21 protein-coding genes and 1 pseudogene are annotated in these 23764 nt (G+C 48.8%); 9 read left to right on the top strand and 13 right to left on the bottom strand.

The genetic code is table 11. The annotated features are described in order from the left end of the window. Nucleotides 1-4: 4 nt before the first annotated feature. From PLA01S_RS23490 to PLA01S_RS23445, 10 genes are all read right to left on the bottom strand, one after another. Complete coding sequence (locus tag PLA01S_RS23490) at nt 5-1498, bottom strand: extracellular solute-binding protein (RefSeq protein WP_127594257.1); 1494 nt, start codon at nt 1496-1498, stop codon at nt 5-7. Nucleotides 1499-1568: 70 nt separating this feature from the next. After that, nucleotides 1569-2441 (bottom strand): carbohydrate ABC transporter permease, encoded by an 873-nt coding sequence (locus PLA01S_RS23485; protein ID WP_100538239.1) that lies wholly within the window; start codon nt 2439-2441, stop codon nt 1569-1571. 14 nt (nt 2442-2455) lie between these two features. Then, nucleotides 2456-3349: an ABC transporter permease gene (locus PLA01S_RS23480; RefSeq protein ID WP_127594256.1), complete on the bottom strand. Its 894-nt coding sequence runs from the start codon at nt 3347-3349 to the stop codon at nt 2456-2458. A gap of 3 nt (nt 3350-3352) precedes the next feature. After that, nucleotides 3353-3679, bottom strand: coding sequence for a DUF4387 domain-containing protein (locus PLA01S_RS23475; protein WP_127594255.1), 327 nt, complete (start codon nt 3677-3679; stop codon nt 3353-3355). Between the two features lie 13 nt (nt 3680-3692). Beyond that, nucleotides 3693-5042 (bottom strand): acyclic terpene utilization AtuA family protein, encoded by a 1350-nt coding sequence (locus PLA01S_RS23470; protein ID WP_246059787.1) that lies wholly within the window; start codon nt 5040-5042, stop codon nt 3693-3695. Between the two features lie 90 nt (nt 5043-5132). After that, nucleotides 5133-5831, bottom strand: coding sequence for a FadR/GntR family transcriptional regulator (locus PLA01S_RS23465; protein ID WP_100538243.1), 699 nt, complete (start codon nt 5829-5831; stop codon nt 5133-5135). 339 nt (nt 5832-6170) lie between these two features. Beyond that, a complete protein-coding gene (locus PLA01S_RS23460) occupies nt 6171-6464 on the bottom strand; it encodes a hypothetical protein (protein WP_246059785.1) in 294 nt (97 codons plus the stop codon). Nucleotides 6465-6512: 48 nt separating this feature from the next. After that, the gene (locus tag PLA01S_RS23455; protein WP_127594253.1) at nt 6513-7304 is read right to left on the bottom strand and encodes a lipid II flippase Amj family protein; all 792 of its coding nucleotides are present in this window, start codon (nt 7302-7304) and stop codon (nt 6513-6515) included. Nucleotides 7305-7400: 96 nt separating this feature from the next. Continuing rightward, complete coding sequence (locus tag PLA01S_RS23450; protein WP_127594252.1) at nt 7401-8312, bottom strand: IolE/MocC family protein; 912 nt, start codon at nt 8310-8312, stop codon at nt 7401-7403. 29 nt (nt 8313-8341) lie between these two features. Beyond that, nucleotides 8342-9424, bottom strand: coding sequence for a Gfo/Idh/MocA family protein (locus PLA01S_RS23445; RefSeq protein ID WP_127594251.1), 1083 nt, complete (start codon nt 9422-9424; stop codon nt 8342-8344). 366 nt (nt 9425-9790) lie between these two features. Between PLA01S_RS23445 and PLA01S_RS23440 the strand changes: the two genes are divergently transcribed. The 3 genes from PLA01S_RS23440 to PLA01S_RS23430 are packed head-to-tail and all read left to right on the top strand — an operon-like array spanning nt 9791 to nt 13645. Next, nucleotides 9791-11329, top strand: coding sequence for a spore germination protein (locus PLA01S_RS23440; RefSeq protein WP_127594250.1), 1539 nt, complete (start codon nt 9791-9793; stop codon nt 11327-11329). A gap of 25 nt (nt 11330-11354) precedes the next feature. Further along, nucleotides 11355-12446, top strand: coding sequence for a spore germination protein (locus PLA01S_RS23435; protein ID WP_127594249.1), 1092 nt, complete (start codon nt 11355-11357; stop codon nt 12444-12446). After that, nucleotides 12443-13645, top strand: coding sequence for a Ger(x)C family spore germination protein (locus PLA01S_RS23430; protein ID WP_127594248.1), 1203 nt, complete (start codon nt 12443-12445; stop codon nt 13643-13645). The genes PLA01S_RS23435 and PLA01S_RS23430 overlap by 4 nt, the downstream gene beginning before the upstream one ends. On the opposite strand, the gene PLA01S_RS23425 is transcribed toward PLA01S_RS23430, so the two are convergent. From PLA01S_RS23425 to PLA01S_RS23415, 3 genes are all read right to left on the bottom strand, one after another. Beyond that, nucleotides 13624-14052, bottom strand: coding sequence for a GNAT family N-acetyltransferase (locus tag PLA01S_RS23425; protein WP_127594247.1), 429 nt, complete (start codon nt 14050-14052; stop codon nt 13624-13626). The two genes, PLA01S_RS23430 and PLA01S_RS23425, sit on opposite strands and share 22 nt — an antisense overlap. 13 nt (nt 14053-14065) lie before the next feature. Continuing rightward, nucleotides 14066-14440 carry a sensory rhodopsin transducer gene (locus tag PLA01S_RS23420; protein WP_174819243.1) on the bottom strand — a complete coding sequence of 125 codons (375 nt, stop codon included), beginning with the start codon at nt 14438-14440 and terminating at the stop codon, nt 14066-14068. A gap of 100 nt (nt 14441-14540) precedes the next feature. Next, nucleotides 14541-15647: a rhamnogalacturonan acetylesterase gene (locus PLA01S_RS23415; protein ID WP_127594245.1), complete on the bottom strand. Its 1107-nt coding sequence runs from the start codon at nt 15645-15647 to the stop codon at nt 14541-14543. A gap of 226 nt (nt 15648-15873) precedes the next feature. Between PLA01S_RS23415 and PLA01S_RS23410 the strand changes: the two genes are divergently transcribed. The 6 genes and pseudogenes from PLA01S_RS23410 to PLA01S_RS23385 all read left to right on the top strand — a co-directional run bounded on the left by PLA01S_RS23410 (nt 15874) and on the right by PLA01S_RS23385 (nt 23583). Beyond that, nucleotides 15874-17607: a cache domain-containing sensor histidine kinase gene (locus tag PLA01S_RS23410; RefSeq protein ID WP_127594244.1), complete on the top strand. Its 1734-nt coding sequence runs from the start codon at nt 15874-15876 to the stop codon at nt 17605-17607. Nucleotides 17608-17620: 13 nt separating this feature from the next. Then, nucleotides 17621-19168, top strand: coding sequence for a response regulator (locus PLA01S_RS23405; protein WP_127594243.1), 1548 nt, complete (start codon nt 17621-17623; stop codon nt 19166-19168). Nucleotides 19169-19311: 143 nt separating this feature from the next. Then, complete coding sequence (locus tag PLA01S_RS23400; protein WP_127594242.1) at nt 19312-20652, top strand: ABC transporter substrate-binding protein; 1341 nt, start codon at nt 19312-19314, stop codon at nt 20650-20652. A gap of 118 nt (nt 20653-20770) precedes the next feature. Continuing rightward, nucleotides 20771-21670, top strand: a complete 900-nt coding sequence (locus PLA01S_RS23395) for a carbohydrate ABC transporter permease (protein ID WP_127594241.1) — start codon at nt 20771-20773, stop codon at nt 21668-21670. Nucleotides 21671-21675: 5 nt separating this feature from the next. After that, nucleotides 21676-22509, top strand: coding sequence for a carbohydrate ABC transporter permease (locus PLA01S_RS23390; RefSeq protein WP_127594240.1), 834 nt, complete (start codon nt 21676-21678; stop codon nt 22507-22509). Between the two features lie 43 nt (nt 22510-22552). After that, nucleotides 22553-23583 (top strand): annotated as a pseudogene (locus PLA01S_RS23385) (glycoside hydrolase family 88/105 protein). Nucleotides 23584-23764: the final 181 nt, after the last annotated feature.

Genomic DNA, 23764 nt, shown 5'->3' with positions numbered 1-23764 from the left:
CTCCTTACTTGATGTTTTCGTTGGCGTATTTCGTAATTTCTGCACCGCCCGCAGCATTCCAGGCTTCAACGAATTGGTCGAATTGGGACAAGTCCTTCTTGCCCGTAATAAAGTCCGTCGAGTATTCCTTGTACAGGTTGTTCATCGCGTCCCAGTTGGCAATGAACTGCTCGGGAATGATAAAGTTGTTGTCTTCCGTGTAGAATTCGGTAGCCATTTTCAGCGATTCGGTACCCGGCTCACCCAGAAGCGGCGTTTTCAACGGCGTTTCGGATTGGATCTCGGTCGGCTCCCAGAAACGCGCATACCATTCGGTGTAGTACTTCTCGTTCAGCTCGATCTCGCCGTCAACCACCTTGTAATGCTCATCTTCGAAACCGAGGCGGTCCAGCATTTGCCCCTTCGGACTTGCAAGGTAATCAAAGACCTTGAACGCTACGTCTTTATGCGGCGACTGCGAAGAGATCGCAAGTCCTCTGGATTCCTTCGTCACATCGGTAGCCCCGAAGCCTTGAGCTTCGCCCTTGGCTGGCGGCAGCACAATCAGATTGGCGTCGTCTCCGCCCAGTTCCTGCATTCTTCCGTCATACAAATCGATGATTTTGCCGGCTGTGCCCGTAATAACGGCAGCTTCTCCTTTATAGAAGGCATCCTCCTTGGTATCCCACTGCTTTGTAATAAATTGCGGGTCAAGCAGCCCTTCCTTGTAGAGCTTATTGTAAAACGTCAGCTTTTCTTTTTCCTTCTGAGAAACCTTGGAGTACTCATAAGTTCCGTCTTCCTTCTTGAGCCAAGTCGTATCCAAGCCGAAAGCCGTATTGAAAATGAAGTTGATCTCGGCAATATCGCCTGCTGCCGTCAGCGCGTAACTCGGCTTGCCTTCACCCGGCTTCTTCTCCACCAGTTCCTTGAAGAAGGCGTAATAATTGTCGACAGTCGGATTCTCCATCAAGGCCTTGGAGCTCTCCATGTCATTAAACCAATCGGCCCGGATGACAGGGGTCTTCGGGGCGAGCGGTTTGATCCACAGCAGATACGGATAACTTGCCATCCGGGTCTTGTTGTGCGGCTCGATGATATCCTTAATGTAAGTGGATTTTTCAATGTAAGGCGTCAGATCCTCCAGCAGGCCTTGTTCGGCAATTTGCTGGTCGCCGCCTTGGAAGTAGATGATATCCGGAATGGTTCCGCCTAACAGCAAGAGATTCAGGTTCTCGGCATAACTCCCTTGAGCCAGATCCACAAGCTCGAATTTCACGTTCAAGCCTTCATCTTCAGCCAGAGATTTCTCCAAGGTCTCGAAGAATTTAACCGAAACAGGGTTCGCCGTTCCTTCATCCTTGTACACAATTTTCAGCGTAACGGGATCACCGCTTCCGTCAGGCTGCGCGGTCCCGGGTTCGGTCTGACCCGCCCCCGGTGTCTTCGAATTCGATGTACATGCTGACATAACCATAACCAGCATGGCAACGATGAATAACAGGCTTAATTTTTTCATGTTCATCTTTCTCCCCTTTTTTGAATTTGAACATTTATGCCTTATAAGTAAGCTGCCTTCGCCCTCCCGTTTAATCCTTCACTCCGCCCTCCAGTTCGCCTTTCGCGTAATATTTCAGAATGAACGGATATAGGAACAGCAGCGGTACAATCGCAATCATGATCGTACCTGCCTGCAGGGAAGCGAAATCAAAGTTGATCGAGCTGTCGAACATGTTTTGGTTGCCGATTAAGGACGTATTGTCCTTGCGGACAACAAACTGTCTCAGCACGACCTGCAGCGGCCATTTGGTCGGGTCCGAAATGTAGAGCGTGGCTCTGAAATATTCATTCCAGTGATACACCCCGTAGAACAAACCCAAGGTCGCCAGCCCCGGTTTGGACAGCGGCAGGATGATTCGGCTGTATAAGCGAAAATGACCTGCGCCGTCGATTCGGGATGCCTCCAGAATTTCCTCCGGAATGTCCTGAATGAACCGCATGAGAATAAAGAGATAGTACACATTGATCGCTTTGTACAAGATCAGTGAAGTTAACGTATTCATCAGTCCGAGATCCTTCACGAGCAGGTATTCGGGAATCATGCCCGGCTCGAACACCATAATGACGATCAGAAAGAATAACACGACCTTTTTACCGATAAACTCGGTTCTGGCCAGCACGTACGCTGCCATCGAGGTCAACAGCAGATTCAGGAATGTACCCGCTACGGTAATCCATACCGAATTCAGAATGCTGCCCGTGATCAAGGGATTGGACAGCAACAGCTGGTAATTGATCGTCGAGAATCCCTTCGGAAAAATGTCCAGTCCGCCCATCAAGTGGGCTTTGCCGGGATCGGTTAAGGACAGCGCCAGCAGATTCAGGAGAGGAACCAATACCATGAGCGTAAACACAAACAACATGAGATAAATGACGATTTTCGAAATTTCCAGCCGTCTCATCGTAAAACCCTCCTTTACCAGACGCCCTTGCCCGAGAAGCGCTTCGATATGAAGTGCGTGCCCAGGATGAGGATGATACCGATAACGCCCTTGAACAGACTCGCTGCGGTTGCATAAGCAAACTGTCCGTTCCCGATACCGATTCGGTACACGTACGTGTCCAGAATATCCACCACACTGATGATGGAATCGTTCATAAAGTTAAACACCTGATCGAAACCAGCATTCATGAAGAAGCCCAGATTCAGAATGAAGACGGTTACAACTGTGCTGTATAAATGAGGAAGCGTAATGTACCTCATCTGCTGCAGCCGGGTCGCCCCGTCGATCTTGGCTGCTTCATACAATCCTGGGCTGATCTTCATGATGGCTGCCAGATATATAATGGAATCCCAGCCGGCGCTTCGCCATATTTCGGAGAAAACGAGCACCCAACGGATATGCTCCTTGCTGGTCATGTAATCAACGGATGGCAGTTGAAAGAAATTCGCAATCAGATTGACTCCGCCTTCGGCAGGATTCAAGAGACTGATCCAGATCCCGGCAATAACAACCCAGGACAGGAAATGCGGCAGATAGACTACGGATTGCACATATTTGCGGTATTTCGAGCTTCGAACTTCATTAATAAGCAGTGACAACATGATCGGAATCGGGAATACGAATACGATTTTCATCAAACTGATGATTATGGTATTCTGCAGCACGCTTGTGAAGGCGGGCGAGCTGAACAACGTCTTGAAGTGCTTCCACCCGACCCATACATGATCCCCCAGAATCCGGTAATCCTGAAAGGCGAGTTTCATGCCGTACAGCGGAATGATATGAAAAATAAAAAAGTAGAGCAGGGGCAGCGACAGCATCGCGTACAGTACCCAATCCTGCCTTAAGCGTCTTAACCCCTTCATGGCTTACCCCTCCTCCAGATGTTCGATGGATAGCTTCATGAGTGGAGCATGCTGCTGGGCTCCGTACACGTCGCGGTCGCCGACACTACCTGACGATATGTCCCGAGACATCGTGATTTTGAAGCCCAGCGCCTGGTCGAAGAATACCAGGTGATGAATCTGCTCCTCCCTGATCTGATACAGCTCGCATATCGTCCGTTTCGTAATGATACCGGACTGTTTCACTCTGTCATATTGCTCCTTGGAATCAAACAACACGTCTAATGTAATTTCGAAGGGGCCTGAGTTTTTACTTCGCAGCACCTTTGCCAAATCGCCGAGTTGAGTCACGGTTTGATCCTCCTTATCGATGCTCTATCCGAAAAGCATTATTTTTCATTTCCATCAGGTGGTAGACGGAGAATTCATAGACAGGACCGAACTCGATATCGCTTGGCGCGAATGGAAAAGCCAGATTGCCTGCCGTTGATTTGCGGCCTTCGTAGCCATAATGCAGGAAGGTGGAACGCACCGTGGCGCAGATGCTGTTCGCCAATTCCTGCGTCTTGGCCACCACTTCGAACATGACGCCGACCTCGTGTCCGGCGAACGACTCCGACTCTTTGCTTCCGAGAACGCCATTCTTGCCGTAGTTGTAAAATTGAATCTGATAATCCGTTTCCGGAATTTCCCGGTAATATTCCCGTGCCTGGCTGCGAACATATTCCTCAACCTCTTCCAGCTTCCCGATCAGGATCGGATCCCGGATCCCCGCCACCACGAAGGTCCGATAAGCGACCCGTCTAGCGCCTTCCAGCTTGATGAAATATTTCTCCGCAGGAAGGAGCCGGCTGCCGGTTACACGAACGACACCTTCCTCCTCTTCCTCGAAGCGGCAATTCTCCAAATCAAGCGTAAATCCGGGACCATGCAGAATATAAGGATGTTCCTTCTCATAAAAGGTATGTGCCGCAACGCTGGTCGGGCTGCACGTCCGGTTCGGGTTGAGCGACTGAACGGTAAACGAATCGTCGCTGATCGTGCCAAGAATGCTGTCCTTGGTTGTTCCAGGTTCCGCGCACAATGCGCCGCATTCCAATATTTTGCCGAGATGATAGGATAGCCCCGGGTCCTTGCCGTGATAGATCCCGATCGCCGCGAAAGGCGAAGGATCATAAGCCCGGCCGCAAACGATGATGTCCACGCCTTGTTGAAGCGCTTCCACAATTGGCTCGTGTCCCATCTGGGCAACGATGCTGTTGGTGGAATCGATCAACTCACTGGTGAGTGGCGGAATATTCGGACTTAGTGCCTTAATCCGCCCTTCTTCCCTCGCCTGATGGATTTCCTCCTGCGTAAAGTCGGCCCATATGACGGATACCTTGGCCTGAAGGCCCCGTTCATCCAAAATTTCATCAATAATCTCTAGCGTCCAATTCACATGGGTCCGTGCGCCCGAACCGCCAGCCGAGCCAATGATGATCGGAATTTTTCGAGGCAAACCGTTCGTGAGCATAATGTCCAGGTCTTTCTTAACCGCCCGCTTGCTGACGATCGATACGCCGGCGCCCAGCTTATGGGGTCCCCCATCCGTTGAGCCCGCATCAACAACGATGCCGTGCAACTCGAACTCCAGTCCGTTTATAAAGGATTGTTCAGGAAAGCCATATCCCAGCATGCCGCAGGGTGATAGTATTCGAATGTCTGTATTCATCAGCAGTCCCTCTTTACCAACATATTCACCCATGACCATTGGATAATTGGATTATCCAATTTGTGCTAAAAGGGGTACGTTTCTCCCCTCTTATACATGAATGTAGTTTTTCTGTATGTTTTCTTTAACCCGGCTGAGATGGTTCAGCAAAGCCAGCTTCGCTTTTACCGGATCGCGTTCCTTAATGGCTTGCAAAATAAGTAAATGCTCTTCGTAGACCTCGCTCTTGCGACCCGGAATCTGGGCGGTTTTGCTCAGCGTCCGCTGAAGCAAATCCATGTGCAATTCAATCATGTTGACGAGGACCACGTTATGCGTGGCTTTGGCGATCGACAGGTGAAACGCCTGATCCGGCTTCGAACGATCCTCCGCATTCTGATCGATCTGTCCCCATGCTTCAAATGCAGCCACAATCTCGGCAATATCCTCATCGGTTGCCCGCTTCGCCGCCAGCTCCACGATTCCCGTCTCGAACAATTCCCGCGCCTCCAGCAATTCTATAATGGTAGCGCGTTCAATATTGTCCAGAATGCGGCTTCGATCCTCGGCTACATCCAGTGCTTTGCTCAGGAAACGTCCGCCGCCCGGTCTGGCTTCAATCAATCCCTCGCGCTCCAGAATACGAAAGGCTTCCCGCAATGTCCCGCGGCTAATGCCAAACGATTGGGCCAGCTCTCGTTCCGTCGGAAGTACGTCACCCGGAGCCAGATTCCCTTCCAGAATCAGATTCTTGATCTGTTCGATAACATCCTCGTACACCCGATGATATTTAATCTTCTTAATGGTCATATGACTACCCTCTCTATCCCTACTTGCGCAAACAATAATTGGGTGATCCAATTAACCGCACGTTTAGCATAAACGCATCTGAATAGGCTGTCAAGCATAAAAATAGCGCTTACACTGTCGTTTTAAAGGTATTTAGTACCTAATTTACGATATGTATCGGATAATTGGGTGACCCAATTATCTTCGTTTCTCCTTATTTTCCACACCGTCGAGTATGGATTACCTTCAAAGATGAGGTAAGGTTTTTGATCCAATATCGACTATCAATTTAAAGACAAATAACCCTGGCTTTGGACAGGAATCCATGACAGGGTTTAATGCTCTCTAGAAAATCCAATGTTAGGATTGACGTCTTCGTTTTGCCAACATCCATCTAACACTTCCATACAAGCTGCCTAATAAAATAAAGCCTCCCATTGCAGCCACGGTAAACCATTCGCTATTCCGCTCGATCACTCCAAAAGCTACCTGAGCCTGGAGAGATTCCGCCTGTTCATATTGCCTTGTCAAATCCAGATCCCGCACATGTCTTTGTGTTAGCACCATCCCTTGCAGCATCATAAATACAAAATAGCCTATATATATCGCTGCAGCAAACAGCACGGATTCCATCACTACACGTTTACGTGTCATTATGATTCTTCCTCTCTCCTTCTGACTTTCTAACCACAACCACTGTCCTTATATCCACTTCACAATCTCGCTGATCACATAAGCGGCCGGAATGATCACGAGCTGTGCCAGCATGGTCCCAAAAAACCTTGAAACCATCAGCATCGTATATACTTTGCCAAGCTGGTCCCTCGCTTCTTCATTGCGGGTGGCTTTGTCCGTAATCAAACCAAGCTGGGGATCGATAAATATCGTTAAGATAATTGTTGCAATCCCGTTGATCAGTCCGGACGCTTGGGAGGCCATGGTGCTGTACTGGGGAACGAGATGTGCGGCATACAGGGATGCCAGGACACCCACCGTGTAAAAAGCCGTAACCACGATATTCAGCAAAATAAACCGTTTAGGAACTCCTAAGTAACGAAACTGGCTCCACTTCAGATTCGGCTTTCTTATGTAATGCCGTGTGTTCTTGAGCTGCCCGATGGTCACGCTCGACACAAGCTTCGGAATGGATCCGGCGACCTCCAGTTTACTGATAATTCGGCTGAACAGATTGACGAAGGTAGGAAACAATGCGATCGCCACAATCGTTCCGATGGATGCGGCCAGCAATATCGCCCTGAAATAGGAGAGCACGTCAAACGAAGGATCCACTTTTGCATAATCCACGAATTTGCCCGTCAGCGGAGCTTGAACCAGGTTGGACGTTCGGGAAACCAGCACAATGATCCCCGTCAACGATAATGCAACAGCAATCTTGTTTAGCTTCACCCCCGCATATCTTGCGGAGTATGACAAGGTTTCCGCCGTATGAATAATCATTGTCAGTACAAACACAACAATCAAGCTCTGTATCATAGAGGGTTCCTCCCCACCTGAGGTGCAGGCTAAGTCGTACCATATCATGTCACCGATTGAATCTGCAGTCTGTGTCTCCCTATATGTCTATCGCGTTTACGGCCGAATTAGTACGTGCCCTCCCTGCTCTTGAAGCATGAATGCCGTCCGGTCGTAGATCTGCTGCAATTGCTGCCGAGTGATCAGGCTCGCGTTATGTTCAAACGTCACATGAAACCGTGAATTGCGATCTGCAAGATACCGCAAATAGGCGTAGGCATCTCCATGATTCACATCATGATCATGCTCCGGCAGTACAGGCAGATGATGCGTAAACTTGTCCTCATCATAAAATACGTTACTGTAATGGACCGAATATACCTGAGATGCCATCCGATCAAGAAAATAATACGGGTCAAATCCGTGAAAGGCCCTGCGGGCAATATCAAGCCTGGCCGTATCCAGCACAAACCCGATTTCAGGATAAGCGTGAAAGCTATCCACAAACACATCCTCGTAATCACCAAAAAAATCATGCTCCAGCACAATGCGCTGCCCGTAGCGAACCTGCAGCTCACAGAGGAACTCAAATAACCGCTTGGACATTTCCCGGAATTTTGGTTTGCTTAGTTGGTTGTAACTATAACGATGTTCGGGATCGGGAAGTCTCGGGTACGGTGCGAAGGGCTCCTGAAAGACCGGATAAAATGGATAATGAAACAGCATATAATCTGCCCCCATACTGGAGGCTAACTGAACCTCGGCCGTGATTTGTTCAAGTGCTTCCCGAAAAATCTCGGGTTCGGGTGCATTGACTTGAGGCAACCGATATCCCCCTTCACGAAGAATCGGGGCATGAACACCGAACGCGATCCGCTGGTTACGGCAAAAATCGCTAACCTCAACCAACGCCTCCCGATTCGGAAAACTGCATATTTCCATCCCGCTGATATGTTTGTCCGCAAGCCGTTCCCATCGCTCTTCCGTAAACTGATCCCACATGCCTATCTGTAAACGCCTCGGAATCATGCCTCTGCCGCCTCCTTTGACCATTTCCATTAGCCATTCCGAATCATGGATCCATAATTAACGCTGACTCGGCTGTGCGTCTCGGACGACAGACAAATCGCATCCAGAACAGCTTGTACCCTGTGGCCATCCACGAAATACGGCATATTTAACGTTGATTGGTTTGCAGTTATACTGTGGTAGATCCCATCTATCATCTGATAGAAGCCGTTATAATAGTGCACTGCCGGAGCCTCCAGATCAGTAGGTGGTTGGAACGTCTCAATATCGACAGACTCAAACGCCCCGCCAAAACTGCATTCGAGAGAACGGTCATCTCGCATGATCAGTGTTCCCTTGGTCCCGTAAATCTCCAACGTCCAACCCATGCCACGGATTCCCGGAAAAAATACATCCGCAAGGAGAGAGGCTCCGCCCTTAAAACGCCCCGAAAAACTAAAAGCATCTTCCGCATCCCTAAGCTCAAGCCCTTCATCTCCCTTATAGGCCGGGATCTGGATTCTCAGGTCGCCGTACACTTCCGTAATCTCTTCGTCCATCCACCATAAGAGTGAATCTACCATATGCGAACCGATCGCAAACAGGAACCCACCGCCTTCCTCACGGCGCGCTTCCCATCCCCGGTAAGAATTAGCCATTAGGGAGTACCCGGGGAAGCTCCCTGTATATTTGATATGCTGAATGTCTCCCAGCTCTTTACCTTGCAGCATGTGCTTTATTCGTTGCCGAATCGGCGTCCATCTCCATTGAAAATTAACGAAACCTTGTCGATCCACCCGTTCCGACTCTCTCAGCATTTGTAACGTTTGCTCCGTATTCATGCCCAGAGGCTTCTCCGTCAGGACATGGTGGCCGGATTGCAAGGCGAGCATTGTCATTTCATAATGATGGACCGGTGCCGATACGATCGATACCAGATCCAACTGCTCATTCTCCAGCATCTCACACCAATTCCTGTAATACGGAATTCCATTCCACGAGCGGTCCTCCGTGCGTTGTCGATGGACACTGGCAATGGATTTCACCTCCATCCCCGGGTGCATCCGAAGAATGGGAGCATGAACAGAACCGCCAAATCCGGTCCCTATGATTCCTACTGACAATGTCTTCATCTTGGAACCTCCTAACGTACATTAAGCTACCCGCTTGATGTTATTTTAACATTATTTCCCTCCCTCGTATCCTGCGACTTTGACCAAGCGAAACTTTCCAAGGTCAACGTACTCCCGCATCCCCGAGGTTTAAGTTTAAACGGTTGTTGCTTAGATAATAATGGGAAAGATAGGGGCTTATGCTTATACGACGCTAATGCTGGCTTAACAGGGGGATTAACATGTGGAACATGGTGCTTTCCTACCTTCCGGATTGGAAGGTTTTTATGCAGGGTTTCATCGCATTTATGATTCCGTATATGATCTCAAAGCTTTTTAAATGGATTCATAACTCAAAGGAAGACTGAGGAATGGCGGGTATTAACAATGAAACAACATGAGAATGAAAAAAACAAAACATTGAATTCTGCTCAACCCTCATTAGAGCATTTTACGGGGAAATTCGCCTTGGATCTTGAACTGGTGAGAAAAGAAATCGGTCATAACTCGGATGTGCACTTTAGGGAGTTCCACATAGGAGGCACAGGCATTTGTGCAGCCATCATTTTCGTAGACGGACTGTCGGATAAAGAACTCATCGACAAACATATTATGAAATCTCTTATGGTGAGCTTCTCCGAAAAAAATAACCAGGATCCATCATTTGTGCTAGGGGCCATTTCTAAAGAGTTTATTAAAAATCAAGTTCTTACCATTAGTGAAGTAACAGAAGCACCTCATGTAAACGACTTGGTTTCCAAGGTATTGACAGGTTCGACCGCACTGTTAGTGGATGGTGTGCAGAATGCGCTCATTCTCGGTACAACCAAAGGGAAATCGCGCAGTATTGAAGAACCGTCTGCGGAACCATTGGTTCGAGGTCCACGGGTAGGTTTCACGGAATCGTTAAGTGATAATACCGCCCTTTTACGACAGCATGGTGACAACTACAACTTATCCATCATCAAGTTTCAAGTAGGGCAACGTTCGAAAAAAGAACTTGTCATCGCCTATATCAAAGACATGGCAGACCCTGCTTTGGTGGAAGAAGTCCAAGCAAGAATCAAAAAAATAAATATGGATGATGTACCGGAATCAGGCTATGTAGAGCAGCTAATCGAGGATAATTACCTCAGTCCTTTTACACAAGTACAGAATACGGAGCGTCCCGACCGCGTTTACAGTGCCTTGATGGAAGGACGAGTTGCGATTTTGTTGGATGGGACACCTTTCGCATTGATCGTTCCGGTTTCATTTAGTATGATGCTGCACTCACCAGAGGACTATTACGATCGTTGGTTACCTACTTTTCTCATCCGCCTATTGCGTTATTTCGCGGCCCTTATCTCGCTTTTTGGACCCTCCTTGTATATTTCGTTTGTCTCGTTTCACCAGGGATTGATCCCAACCAAACTGGCTTTGTCTATCATGGGCACGAGGGAAGGCGTGCCGTTTCCCGCACTAATCGAAGCACTGATTATGGAAGTAGCGATCGAGATTTTGCGGGAGGGTGGGCTGCGATTGCCTAAACCCATTGGTCCGGCCATGGGTATCGTCGGTGGATTGGTCATAGGAGAAGCTGCCGTACAAGCGGGGATTGTCAGTCCAATTATGGTGATCGTGGTGGCGTTAACCGCCATTTCTTCCTTTGCCATCCCTCAATACAGCGCTGGAATTACGTTTCGGATGCTTCGTTTTATAGCCATGTTTTTCGCTGCTGTGTTTGGATTATACGGAGTCGTTCTGTTTTTCCTTTTCCTTTGCAGCCATTTAGTAAGGTTGGAGAGTTTTGGTGTTCCCTTTGTCACTCCGGTCGTTCCTTATCGAGTAAGTGATTGGAAAGACTTTATGATTCGTATGCCACTCGTGAAGATGAAACGCCGTCGGAAGGCGATACATAGAAAAGACTCCATCCGCAAAGGATAGCTCTCTATGAAAGGAAATAAACAACATGATTAGTAGTCCAAAAGAACAAATTACGAATTCGCAAGCAGCTGTTATCCTCGTCAACTATATTCTTGCTGCCGGGATCCTTACCCTACCCCGAACATCTGTGGAGAAAGTGAAAACGCCGGATGTGTGGATCACCGTTATTTTGGGCGGGATGATCGCCATGATCGTGGGGGTAATCATCGTGAAATTAAACCAGCGATTCCCCGAAAAAACCTTCTATCAATACAGCCAAGAAATTGTAGGAAAATGGGTGGGCGGGTTCCTCAGTTTACTTATTATCGGCTACTTTTTTACCATTTCTGCATACGAAGTCAGAACCATGGCAGAAGTAACCGGCCTTTTTTTGCTGGAAGGCACCCCCACCTGGGCCATCATCCTGCCTTTTATGTGGATAGGTCTCTATCTGATCATAGGCGGAATAAACACGATCGCCCGTTTGTTTGAAATCATATTCCCTATTACAATCGTCATTTTTTTACTGGTTGCCTTTTTGAGCTTAGGCATATTTGAGATGGATAATCTCCGTCCCGTATTAGGATTGGGAATTGGCCCCATGCTAAAAGGAATAAAGACAACCGCTCTCGCATTTTTAGGTTCTGAAATTATGCTGCTCCTTGTAGCGTTTATGAAACAGCCGGACAAAGCCGTAAAAGTTGTTCTAGTTGGAGTATTCATCCCCTTACTCTTTTACGTTATCACCGTTGTCATGGTCTTAGGAGCCCTGTCTATCGATGGAGTGGTCACGAGTACATGGCCTACACTTGAGCTTATGCGAAGTTTTGAAATCCCCGGTTTGATCTTTGAACGGTTTGAATCTTTGCTGCTTGTGATATGGATTATGCAAATATTTACGACCTTTACCATTACCTACTATGCGGCTGCTTTAGGGCTGGCGCAGCTCTTCAAAAAGAAGATTCATCCATTTACATATGCCTTGATTCCGATTATTTACATCATTGCCATGGTTCCAAAAAATATCAATGACCTCTTTAAACTTGGGGATATCATCGGCAATGTCGCTTTATTATTATTTGCTGTCCTGCCATTCATCTTACTTCTAGTATCGAATCTGAGAGGTGGAAAAGCTTGAAGCACATCACGATACGGATCCTCTTGAGTGCGCTGTTGATTCTTATACTCCTACCTCTTACAGGTTGCTGGAGCAAAAAAGAAATTGAAGATTTGGGCCTAATTGTAGGCACTTCATTGGATTTGGAAAAACAAGGTGGGCCTCAGGAAGAGTCAGCGGGACAAGCAGGCGGGCATTTTAACCGGGATCGAATTACGATAACCAATCAATTTGTCACCTCAGAAACAACAGGAAAAGGAACAAAAACAGGATCATCACCACAAAAAGCTTACAATAACGTTTCTGAAACAGGAGATGCGATCCTGCCAACTTTACGCAATATGGTATTAAGAATCGACAAACGTGCCTTTGCCGAACATTCAAAAGTGATAATCATTGGAGAGGACCTTGCGCGTACCTTGGATTTGCAAAAGATTTTGGATTTTTTTATTAGAGAACAAGAGATGAGACCAAGCGGCCTCCTTCTAATTGCTCAAAACCGTGCGAGTAAAACACTAGAATCGAAAAAACCGATGGATATCCCAGCATTCCGACTCGTTGAAATGACACACGGTCACGGAAGAACCACCAAAATTTTGCCTCCCACTACACTTACCAAAATAGAGGGGAAGCTGCATTCCGGAGCCAGCTTTCTTTTGCAAAATGTCGTCTCGTCATCGAATGGAGAAATAAAATTTTCAGGAGCTGCCGTCATTGAAGGGAAAACTAAAAAACTACGTGGTTTTTTGAATGAAAAGGAAATAGAGGGCTTAACGTGGATAACCGGAAAGGGGAAAGGCGGTTTGGTTAAAAGCGTTGATAAAGAGACAGGTCAGCCTGTTATATACGAAATATTGTCTATGAAAAGTAATATTAAACCTCATGTTGATGGAAACGACATCTCGTTTAATATAGAAATCGAGTCTGAAGGAAGAATTGCCGAGCATTGGGTGGTTTCGGAGAAAACCATCGAAACTGAATTTTTGAAAAGAGTAGAAAAAGCTATTGAAGAAGAGGTTGAGCGCTTGGTAAAGAACGTACTCGATAAAATTCAACATGAGTACAAAACCGACGTTGCCGGTTTCGGAAACCAATTGAGAATTAAGTATCCTCATAAATGGAAGACAGCCAAAAAAGATTGGGATCAAATATTTAGTGAGGTTCCGATCCAGTATGAGGTAAAAATAACGATCAAAGATTATGGGACGTCCGATGAATGAGTTCGCTGTATATCCTTCTTCATCCCAATGGTAAATCGCTGAAAGCCCAGCTTCTCATAATACGGTTCCAGCCCTTCCTCACACATCAGTTGCGGGAAGACCCGGGACTTCTCGCAATGTTCAACCAATCGATGGAGGATCTGTCGGCCGATCCCTCTGGACCGATAATCCGGATGTACGCCTAATCCGCATATAACGCCGGTAATAACCCCATCGGAGATCAAACGTCCCATGCCTACCAGTCTCCGTCCTTCATATGCATAGATGGCATACCAGCTCTGCAAGCACATGGTTTTCAATTCCGTAACGGTGAGATGAATGGAGTTCCAACCTAGCGAAGCATACAAAGCCTCTAGTTGACGAAAGTCCTCAGGCGGCTCTGAGGTATATATCACAGTCTGTACCATACAATCACCTTCTTTAGGATTTGGTTACCGGATACGCCATAACACTCATCAAGGCATTCTCGGCCTGAGTGGAATCGAGACGGCTGTATTGAACAAATACGGGTGCACTGCTCGTAACTTCCATGGCATAGGGAATACCTGGAGGAATACCGTGTCCGCCGTCCGTTTGAAGCGAGCTGGTTCGTATGTGCTTGGTTCTTCTTGCTGGTACGATGGTTTCCATTCCTAGCAATGGATCACGATCCTCGAAGTAAGCATGAATCGTAACCACAACGTCCTGCTCGGTTAAGTTCAACACACAGACGGATTCATGACTGGTTAGTTCTCCGCTGCTTTCAGGAGGGATATACCCGTCGGGAATAATCCATTGTTTTTCACCTTTTGACATGCGTTTCACTCCTCGCACTCATGGATTTAGGCTGCATAAATAAAAATACATTCGCTATGGACACCGAAAATTCCTTTAATCCTCGTTCCGACCCATCACGCTAGCGCAAAAACAGAGACAACGGCTGGAGTCCAAGCGCCTTCAAACCGCGAGCCACCATGTCGGCCAACCGGGCCGCACCGCGCTCTTGAAAATGAGTGTTGTCCATTACGCCCTGCGGAAACAGAAGAAACTCCCCTGGCCTCCCCCACATAAACACGGATTTGGTCCCTTCGGGACCCAGCTGGTTAAAATACTCCAAACTCAGCGCAGCCAAATCGATTAAAGGTATATGCTCCTCCTCCGCCAGTTCCCGCACCGCCGTGATATAATCGCCATGCGTGTCCTCCAATAACCCCTTGCTATCAAAACAGCGGCGGTGAACGGGCGTTACCAGAATCGGAGTCGCCTGTTTCTCCCGGCAAACATCCACGTATTTCTTTAGAAAATCCTTGTATGTCGAAAAAGGCTTCGTATACCTCTCCTCATCCCGCTTTTGATCGTTATGGCCAAACTGAATCAGCATATAATCATAAGGCTTCATTTTCTCACGTATTTGCTCCAAATATCCCTCCGTAATAAAGCTCTTGGAGCTTCGGCCGGAACGAGCATAATTGCTCACTGCCGCATCCGCTTTAATATAAGCGGGCAGCATTTGCCCCCACCCGGCATAGGGATAACCGTCCGCCGGTTGGTTCGTTACCGTTGAATCCCCCGCCAGAAACACATGGCAAGCATGCGGCGCAGGTGCCACTTCCAATGCATTAATCCGGGGAGCACGGCCCGAGAAGGTCAATACGATTTTGCCTTGAACAGCCGGCAACGTCACACTAAATCGTTCAAAGTGACCTGCCGGTATGCGTTTCCCATCCAGCAGCATCTGCCCTTCCGTACCCCGAATGGAGGTTTCGGTATCAAACCAGGCATCGCCGATCAGCAGATGCAGGGTGTACAGGCCATCGATCACATCGACCTGAAACGCAGTATGCAGCGGTATTACAAAATCTCGCATTAACGCCTTCTCCCCTGCCCGATTCACAGCGGATAAGTGAGATAGAGAATGGAATCCATAGCCAAGTTCCGGACTATATAAGGTTTCAGCGGTTATTTTGATATGTTCGTGGCCCGGCGCTTCCGTACCGAAATCGAACTTATACAAATATTGCAACTAACTTCACCTCTCCCGGTCGCTTTTATTTAAAAATATTATCGTATGGGAGACCCCAAACATAAATTCAAATAACAGACCTCCTTGTTCAATTAACCGACTATCTGGCACATCTGCGATATTGATATTCCAGATGCTGTAATATCGGTGTCTATATTGACAGCGTTTACAACCCGGTACATAATGTGTACACGACATTTTAGGCCCTGCGCAAGGAGATGTTGCCGTGCAAAAATGGATGACGATCTATAAAAATATGAAAATCAAAAATAAGCTTTCCCTTCTTATCAGCTTAATTGTTGCGATGGCATTTACTTTCGCCGTCATCGTCCAGCAATATGCATTCTCCATCTACGACGAGCAGCTGTACCTCAAATCATCACAGGTCTTACACCTGTCCTCCTCTGCGATTGAGTCAGAGCTCGAACGGATCGAACAGTTATCCTTCAACATCATTACCGATACCCAGATTCAAAATATGTTACGTTCCATCGCCGGGAGCGACTCCGACTATGACCGCCTCATCCTGCGGCAGCATTTGGTGGACCGCCTCCTGAATTATGTAGGCTCCGAGCCGATGCTGTATTCCATCCATCTGATCGATTCCTACGATAAACAGCAGGATGTCGGCAGTGTCGTCCCGATTAATCCCGCCAAAAAGGAGTTTATTCTTCAGCTTGCCGGAGATGCGGATGGAGAAGAACGCTGGGTGTACCCGGACGAAACAGATTCGGCTCTTGTACTTTCCCGGGAAATAAGATCCTACTCTGGAACCTTATTCGATCTTAACTACTTGGGAACCATCATTATTCGGATCAATATGGACAAAATCGTCCGGAAATCCGCCGGTGGAGAAGGCGACCTGATCGTGACTTCGGGTGCGGATGTGATTTACCCTGCAACGCCGCACTTTGATCCGTCGGTCATTCAATCCTCCCTGTCATCCGGAAACGGGTACCTTACCCGCGAAATCGATGGCCATACCTACTTCATTGCACATAACCGATCGGGCAACACGGGTTGGACGTATATGAATGTCACGCCTTTTAATCAGACCTTCAAGCAAATCATATTCATTAAAGAGCTTGTCATCATCGTGTTTACCGTTATTTTCGCGGTTTCGATTCTGCTGGGCATCCGGTTCAGCCGAGGCCTAACACGTCCTATCGAAAGTCTCATCTCTCGGATGAAGCTTGCGGAAAAAGGAAACTTTGCGGAAGCCAACGTACTGCCTCAGGACGCTGCTCCTGTCGCCATGAACGAGCTGGGCCTGCTGCATAGGACATTCCGTCTCATGATCGAGAGAATCAACGCGCTGATTACCGAGAACTATTCGAACCGGCTGTTAATCAAAGAGACCGAGTTCAAAGCGCTGCAAGCGCAAATCAACCCCCACTTTCTGTATAACACGTTGGAATCCGTGAACTGGCTGGCGAAGATGAACAAGCAAACCCAAATCTCCGACATGGTGCAAGCCTTAGCCTTCCTTCTTCGTAACTCCGTCAGCTTGAAGGAGCCAATTCTGACACTGGGAGAGGAACTCGAGATTGTCCGAAACTACGTCATTATTCAGAAGTTCCGGTTTGAAGACCGCCTAGATTTCACGATGGATGTGAAGGAGCAGGATTTGCAGCGCAAAATTCCAAAGCTGTCCCTTCAGCCACTGCTTGAAAATGCGATTCATTATGCGCTGGAGCCATCTGTTAACCCTTGCCAAATAACGTTGTCCTGCAAGGAGACCCCTTCCGCTTTCTGCGTCATGGTTGAGGATGACGGCCCCGGCATGCCGCCGGATACCTTGTCCCGTTTGCGAAACGGCGACTTGGCTACCAGCGGTAACGGGATTGGACTGTTAAACATTGATGAACGGATCAAGCTGGCTTTTGGCGATCACTACGGTTTAACCATCGACAGCGGATCGAGTCTTGGGACCCGCGTAATTCTGTATTTACCCAAATAACGGAGGGATTCGGATGTACAAAGTTCTGCTCGTGGACGATGAACGAATAATTCTGGACGGCATATCTCGGATGGTGGACTGGAAGGCATATCAAACCGAGCTGGCGGGTACCGCCCAGAACGGAATTCAAGCGTATGAGAAAATCGTCAGGGAGAGCCCGGATATCGTCGTTTGCGACATTCGCATGCCCGGGCTGGATGGGCTTGAGCTCGTAGCCAAAACTTATGCCTCCCATCCACATATCAAATTCGTGCTGCTCTCCGGCTTCGGTGAATTTGAATACGCCAACCGCGCCATGCAATACGGCGTGAAGCATTACCTGCTCAAGCCGACCGACGAGGTAAAGATCGGAGTAGCGTTGAAAGAGGTCACTGACGAGCTGACCCTGAACCAAAACAAGGAGTCTTTTATCCATGAGATGAAAGGCCGTCTCCGAAAGGTGCTGCCTCATGTCAAAGAACAGGTGCTCAAGGAGTTTGTCACCAACAAAACCTATGGACGCCATGACTTGGAGGAGTACCGCAGCCTGTTCGAAACTAATTTCGATCAGCCCGTCCGTCTGCTGTTGTTCCAGCTGGAGGGCATCGTTGAATATGAGCATCAATTTGCCGTGAAGAACATTGCCGAGGATCTGTTGGACACAACGCTCCTGAGTACGACGATCGGGCAGCATGTACTGGTGCTCATTGAGAACCAAAATGATCAACAGCGGCTCCATCAACAGCTCCAGGATATCCGGTGTACTTTTAAACAATATTACAAGATGGACGTAACGATCGCGATCAGCGATCCCGGGCCTGTTACCCTGGCTCGAAAGCTGTACCGGGATACGCTGCAATGCCTGAACTACCGTTTCTATCTGGATGAGAGCGGGATGATCACTACGGAAGACACGCTTCATGCCGGCGGCTTGGAAGGAACGTTTGTCCTCGACGAGGAACGCCTCTGCATGCCGGTCCGATCCGGACATCGCAACGAAGCGGAGCTGGCCCTGACCGAATTCGTCCAGGAGCTGAAGCGTGCGCAGCTTAGTATCGACATGACGAAATCCTATGTCATTCAGCAGTACGTATCCCTTATCCGACTAACCGATCCGGATCAGATGCAAGAACGCTATGCACGGATTCCGGAAATCGCCGAGATGAGTACGCTTCAAGCCATTCAGGCCTTTTTGGAAGAAACGGTACGGGAAATCACGCTGCGAAACTTCGAGCAGAACAAAGTCAAATATAATGCCATCGTCCGCAAGGTAGTTGAGATTATCGAGGAGCAGCTGGGGAACTCGGAGCTTACGCTCAATCTGGTGGCAAACGACATGCTGTATATGAACGCCGACTATCTCGGCAAGCTGTTCAAGAAGGAGACCGGTGAGAAATTCTCCAATTACGTGATGAAACTACGGATGAAGCGCGCAACCGAAATGATGGCAAGCGATCCCGATATCAAGATTTTTGAAATGGCCGAGCTGCTCGGTTTCGGCGATAATCCTCAATATTTCAGCCAGGTGTTCAAAAAACAGATCGGGTGCACCCCCTCCGAATATATGAAAAAGAGTGATTAACTTGTACGTACATCTCTGCTTTTTAAACAAATTGCACGGTTTTTTTCCTTACTCTTTCCCCGCGGAAACAAGATAATTGGGAATGTAAGCACTAACATTTGAAACGATATGAAGTGGTTTATCAACAAAGGGGAGGAAATGGAATGAAAAAAGTGTTAAACGCGGTTCTAATGTTTTCCCTGATCGGAAGCTTGATTGGCTGTTCGGGCGGCGGCGCTGCAGAACCGCCAGCCAGCGGCGGAACCGGAACGGAGACACCGCCGGCGGCTGCAAGCGATAGCAAGGATCCGGTCAAGCTCCGCATTGCTTGGTGGGGCGGACAGTCCCGGCATGATTATACCTTAAAGGTCATTGAAATGTATGAGTCCCAGAATCCGCATGTCACGATTGAGCCGGAGTACGCTCCATTTGATGACTACTGGAAAAAGCTTGCTCCCCAAGCGGTGGCTGGCGGACTCCCGGACATTATTCAAATGGACATCTCCTATCTGAATCAATATGCTGGCCGGAATCAGCTGGCGGATTTGAAGCCGTTCACCGAGAGCGGCGAGCTGGATGTCGCCGATGTCAGCGAGAATGCGCTGAGCGGCGGTGAGGTCAACGGTAAGCTGGTTGCCATGAACCTCGGCGTGAACGCACTTCAGACCACCTTCGACGTTGAGACGATGAAGAAGAACGGCATCGATATTCCATCCAAAGAATGGACTTGGGATGACATGGACAAAATGGGTGCCCAAGCCAAGGAAAAAGGCCTGCAAATCGGAGGCTTTGCTTACCGGCATGACGTCTTCTTCCCGTACTACCTAAGAACCATCGGCCAGAAAATGTACAGCGTTGACGGCAAAACGATCGGATACAGCGACGATAAGCCTTTTATCGATTATTTCACCCGCTACCAGAAATGGTACGACAACGGATATATCCTGTCTCTGGACAAGGAAGCCCAGAAGAAAGGCGTAGCAGAAGAGGATGAAATTGTCCTTGGCAACTCCATATCGGGCACCGGCTGGTCCAACCAATTCCTTGCCGTGGCCAATCTGGTCACCGATCGTCCGTTGGAGCTGAATCCGATGCCAGGGCCTGGAACGAAGGATGGTCTTTTCCTGAAACCTTCGATGTACTTCTCGGTCACCGAAACGTCCAAGCATAAAGAGGAAGCCGCTAAATTCATCAGCTTCTTCATTAACGACATCGAGGCCAACAAACTGATTAAGGGCGAGCGCGGCGTTCCCGTATCCGCCAAGGTGAAGGAAGCGCTCAAGCCGCTCCTCTCCGAGAACGAAGCCAAAATTTTCGACTATGTCACATGGGCTGAGGCCAACAGCACGCCAGGCGATCCTCCTAACCCGATTGGCGCGGTGGAGATCGAGAAGCTGCTGCGAGATCTCAGCGAACGCATCCTGTTCAAGAAAATCTCGATCGAAGATGCCGCGGCCGAGTTCCGCAAGGAAGCGAATGCCATCTTGGCCAGATCTCAGCAATAACCAGGACACGGCTAGACAAGGCATCTCCCGCACGTCTTTCCCGTGCAAGAGATGCCTTTTTACATCAGTGACCCCTGCACGGGGCGCAACCAAATCTGAATCGTAGGGGTTGAAATCTATGAAGAGGCTCCGTGAGAACGAGCACATCACCGGTTACGTGTTTTCAGCGCCGTTCGTTCTTGGTTTTCTCATCTTTACCTTATATCCAATCCTGTCGTCCCTGTATTATTCGTTCACCAATTATAATCTGATGGAAGCGCCAAGATGGCTGGGCTTGGGAAATTATGAACGATTGTTCCTGGAGGACGACAAAATCGGCAAGTCATTTCAGGTCACGTTCACCTATGTATTCGCAAGCGTTCCCCTTCGCCTCATATTTGCCCTCTTCGTTGCCATGATTCTAAATACCGCAACCAAGGCCGTGGGGCTGTACCGCTCCGCCTTCTACCTGCCTTCCCTCATCGGCGGAAGCGTGGCCGTGGCTATTATGTGGCAGCAGATCTTTGGTGACAAGGGACTCGTGAACTCAGCCCTGTCCCTCTTCGGGATCCATTCCACGACCTCTTGGATCGGGAATCCGAGTACGGCGCTTTGGACGCTGATCGCATTATCGATTTGGCAGTTCGGTTCCTCGATGATCATTTTTCTGGCTGGCTTGAAGAATATCCCGAGGGATTACTATGAAGCAGCCAGCGTGGACGGCGCCAACGCGGTCCATCGATTTTTCAAAATTACGCTGCCTATGCTCAGCCCGATTATTTTGTTCAATCTGACGCTCCAAACGATATCAGCATTCCTGACCTTCACCCCCGCCTACATTATTTCGCGCGGAGAAGGCGGACCGCTCGATCAAACGCTGCTCTATTCGCTTTACTTGTACCGCAAGGCGTTCTCGCATTTTGAAATGGGTTACGCGTCAGCGCTTGCCTGGATCATGCTCATTATCGTCGGTGTCCTGACCTTGCTCATCTTCAGATCATCTACCCGCTGGGTTCATTACGAGTCGAAAGGAGATTGACGGTTATGACCAAATCCAGACGTATCCTATACCATACGCTGGTCGGATTGTTCGCCCTCGGCATGACCTATCCGATTCTGTGGCTGGTGGCAAGCTCGCTTAAACCCAACCATGAAATATTCACGACGGCTTATAGCCTGATCCCGAGTCGGCTGGAATTCTCGAATTATGCTACAGGCTGGAAGGGTTTTGCCGGGACTACCTTCGGCACCTTCTTCAAGAACTCGTTCATCATTGTCATCATTTCCACCATCGGTGCCGTCGCTTCCTCTGCGCTAGTCGCCTTCGGCCTGGCTCGGACCAAGTTCTTCGGACAGCAGTTCTGGTTCGCCTGCATGATGATTACGATGATGCTGCCCCATGATGTCGTAATCGTTCCGCAATATGTCATGTTCGCCAAATTCGGCTGGCTGTCTTCCTTCAAGCCGTTAATCGTTCCCCAATTCTTCGGCATACCGTTCTTCATCTTCCTGATCATGCAGTTCATCCGCACGATTCCGAAGGAGCTGGATGAAGCGGCCAAAATTGACGGATGCAGCAAGTACGGGATTTTCTTCCGTGTCGTTGTGCCGCTGATCGTGCCCGCTCTCATTACATGTTCGATTTTCTCCTTCTACTGGAGATGGGATGATTTCATCAATCCGCTCATTTATTTGAACAATCCGGAGAAATATCCGGTGTCACTTGCCTTGAAGCTGTTCCTGGACGGGGAGTCGCTCAATAACTGGGGCGGCATGTTTGCCATGGCTACCTTATCGCTGCTGCCGGTCGTCATCGTCTTCTTTATCTTCCAGAAATACATCGTGGAAGGGATCAGCACGACGGGATTGAAAGGGTAATTCATACACATCGACGCAATTGAATATGAAGGGAGTTTTAACAATGCCTGCACTTGTATTTGATGATCAACAGATTGAGAATGTCATAGACCGCGTGGTCGACCGGACCTTTTGCATGGATTTCAGCTGGGATTGGCCGGGCGGGGTTGCCTTTTACGGAGTATGCGAAGCCTATAAGGCCACTGGCAAAAAGGAGTATCTGGAACAACTGAAAGCCTGGGTCGACGAAAACATGGATGAGGGGCTGCCGAAGCTGTCCGTCAACGGCGTCTCCATCGGCCACTCCCTCCTGACCTTGTACGAGGTTTATGAGGATGAGCGTTATATCGAAACGGCCAAGGAAATGGCCGATTATCTCACGCATGATGCGCTGCGTTTCGGCAACGGCATCTTTCAGCATACGGTGAACTCCGAAACGTATAACTTTCCGGAACAGGCGTGGGTCGATACCATGTTCATGGCAGGCTACTTCCTGCTTCGGATTGGCGTGATGCTGGACCGGGAGGATTACTTCGAGGATGGATTGAAGCAGTATCACGGCCACGAGGATTGCCTGCAGGATCCCGTGACGAATCTGTATTACCACGGCTGGGACAACGTCGCTGGCAACCATATGTCAGGTGTCTTCTGGTGCCGGGGCAATGCTTGGGCCGCCATCACGATGGCCCGTGCCCTGGAGCTCGGCCGGTTACGCATCCCTCCTTCATGATCATCGAAGGCTCGCTGCGCGACCAGCTTAGCGCCTTGGTCAGGCTGCAGCATGAATCCGGCCTGTGGCATACGATCACAACCGATCCGCAATCTCCGCTGGAAACGTCCGGCTCAGCCGGTATCGCTGCTGCCCTGCTCACCAAAGGACGCATCTACAATAAATACACGCAGAAATCGATTGACGGGATCTTGTCCAAGATCACCGAGGATGGCACCGTTACCGGCGTCTCCGCCGGAACGGCCGTCATGAAAGACGCCGCTGGATACAGAGGCGTGCCCGATAAGCGAATCCAAGGCTGGGGCCAAGGCTTAGCATTGACCTTTCTCGCCGAAGTGCTGAAGATCAAGGACAATCCTTATTGATTAAATGAGATACAAAAAAGGCAGGATTGGAGAGGATGAGTTCGCCTCTACAGCCTGCCTATTGTTATTTACATCGCTCAAGCGAATGTTATTGAAAAATAATCGACTAACAGGGAACGACTGTCCCCAATATACTTTCATCCAATATCATTGGTTTAGTCGCTCCGCCTCTCATCGCCTA

This window comes from Paenibacillus lautus NBRC 15380, assembly GCF_004000945.1.
In the GTDB taxonomy this organism is placed as follows: domain Bacteria; phylum Bacillota; class Bacilli; order Paenibacillales; family Paenibacillaceae; genus Paenibacillus_AQ; species Paenibacillus_AQ lautus.
The sequence above is the reverse complement of the archived record's forward strand: the minus strand, read 5'-3'. Positions and strand labels throughout refer to the sequence as shown.

Excerpts from the sequence above, each read along its gene's own strand:
- PLA01S_RS23490 (WP_127594257.1), bottom strand. The coding sequence starts at position 1,498 with ATGAAAAAATTAAGCCTGTTATTCATCGTTGCCATGCTGGTTATGGTT.
- PLA01S_RS23485 (WP_100538239.1), bottom strand. The coding sequence starts at position 2,441 with ATGAGACGGCTGGAAATTTCGAAAATCGTCATTTATCTCATGTTGTTT.
- PLA01S_RS23480 (WP_127594256.1), bottom strand. The coding sequence starts at position 3,349 with ATGAAGGGGTTAAGACGCTTAAGGCAGGATTGGGTACTGTACGCGATG.
- PLA01S_RS23470 (WP_246059787.1), bottom strand. The coding sequence starts at position 5,042 with ATGAATACAGACATTCGAATACTATCACCCTGCGGCATGCTGGGATAT.
- PLA01S_RS23465 (WP_100538243.1), bottom strand. The coding sequence starts at position 5,831 with ATGACCATTAAGAAGATTAAATATCATCGGGTGTACGAGGATGTTATC.
- PLA01S_RS23460 (WP_246059785.1), bottom strand. The coding sequence starts at position 6,464 with ATGACACGTAAACGTGTAGTGATGGAATCCGTGCTGTTTGCTGCAGCG.
- PLA01S_RS23455 (WP_127594253.1), bottom strand. The coding sequence starts at position 7,304 with ATGATACAGAGCTTGATTGTTGTGTTTGTACTGACAATGATTATTCAT.
- PLA01S_RS23450 (WP_127594252.1), bottom strand. The coding sequence starts at position 8,312 with ATGATTCCGAGGCGTTTACAGATAGGCATGTGGGATCAGTTTACGGAA.
- PLA01S_RS23445 (WP_127594251.1), bottom strand. The coding sequence starts at position 9,424 with ATGAAGACATTGTCAGTAGGAATCATAGGGACCGGATTTGGCGGTTCT.
- PLA01S_RS23440 (WP_127594250.1), top strand. The coding sequence starts at position 9,791 with ATGAAACAACATGAGAATGAAAAAAACAAAACATTGAATTCTGCTCAA.
- PLA01S_RS23435 (WP_127594249.1), top strand. The coding sequence starts at position 11,355 with ATGATTAGTAGTCCAAAAGAACAAATTACGAATTCGCAAGCAGCTGTT.
- PLA01S_RS23425 (WP_127594247.1), bottom strand. The coding sequence starts at position 14,052 with ATGGTACAGACTGTGATATATACCTCAGAGCCGCCTGAGGACTTTCGT.
- PLA01S_RS23420 (WP_174819243.1), bottom strand. The coding sequence starts at position 14,440 with ATGTCAAAAGGTGAAAAACAATGGATTATTCCCGACGGGTATATCCCT.
- PLA01S_RS23405 (WP_127594243.1), top strand. The coding sequence starts at position 17,621 with ATGTACAAAGTTCTGCTCGTGGACGATGAACGAATAATTCTGGACGGC.
- PLA01S_RS23400 (WP_127594242.1), top strand. The coding sequence starts at position 19,312 with ATGAAAAAAGTGTTAAACGCGGTTCTAATGTTTTCCCTGATCGGAAGC.
- PLA01S_RS23395 (WP_127594241.1), top strand. The coding sequence starts at position 20,771 with ATGAAGAGGCTCCGTGAGAACGAGCACATCACCGGTTACGTGTTTTCA.
- PLA01S_RS23390 (WP_127594240.1), top strand. The coding sequence starts at position 21,676 with ATGACCAAATCCAGACGTATCCTATACCATACGCTGGTCGGATTGTTC.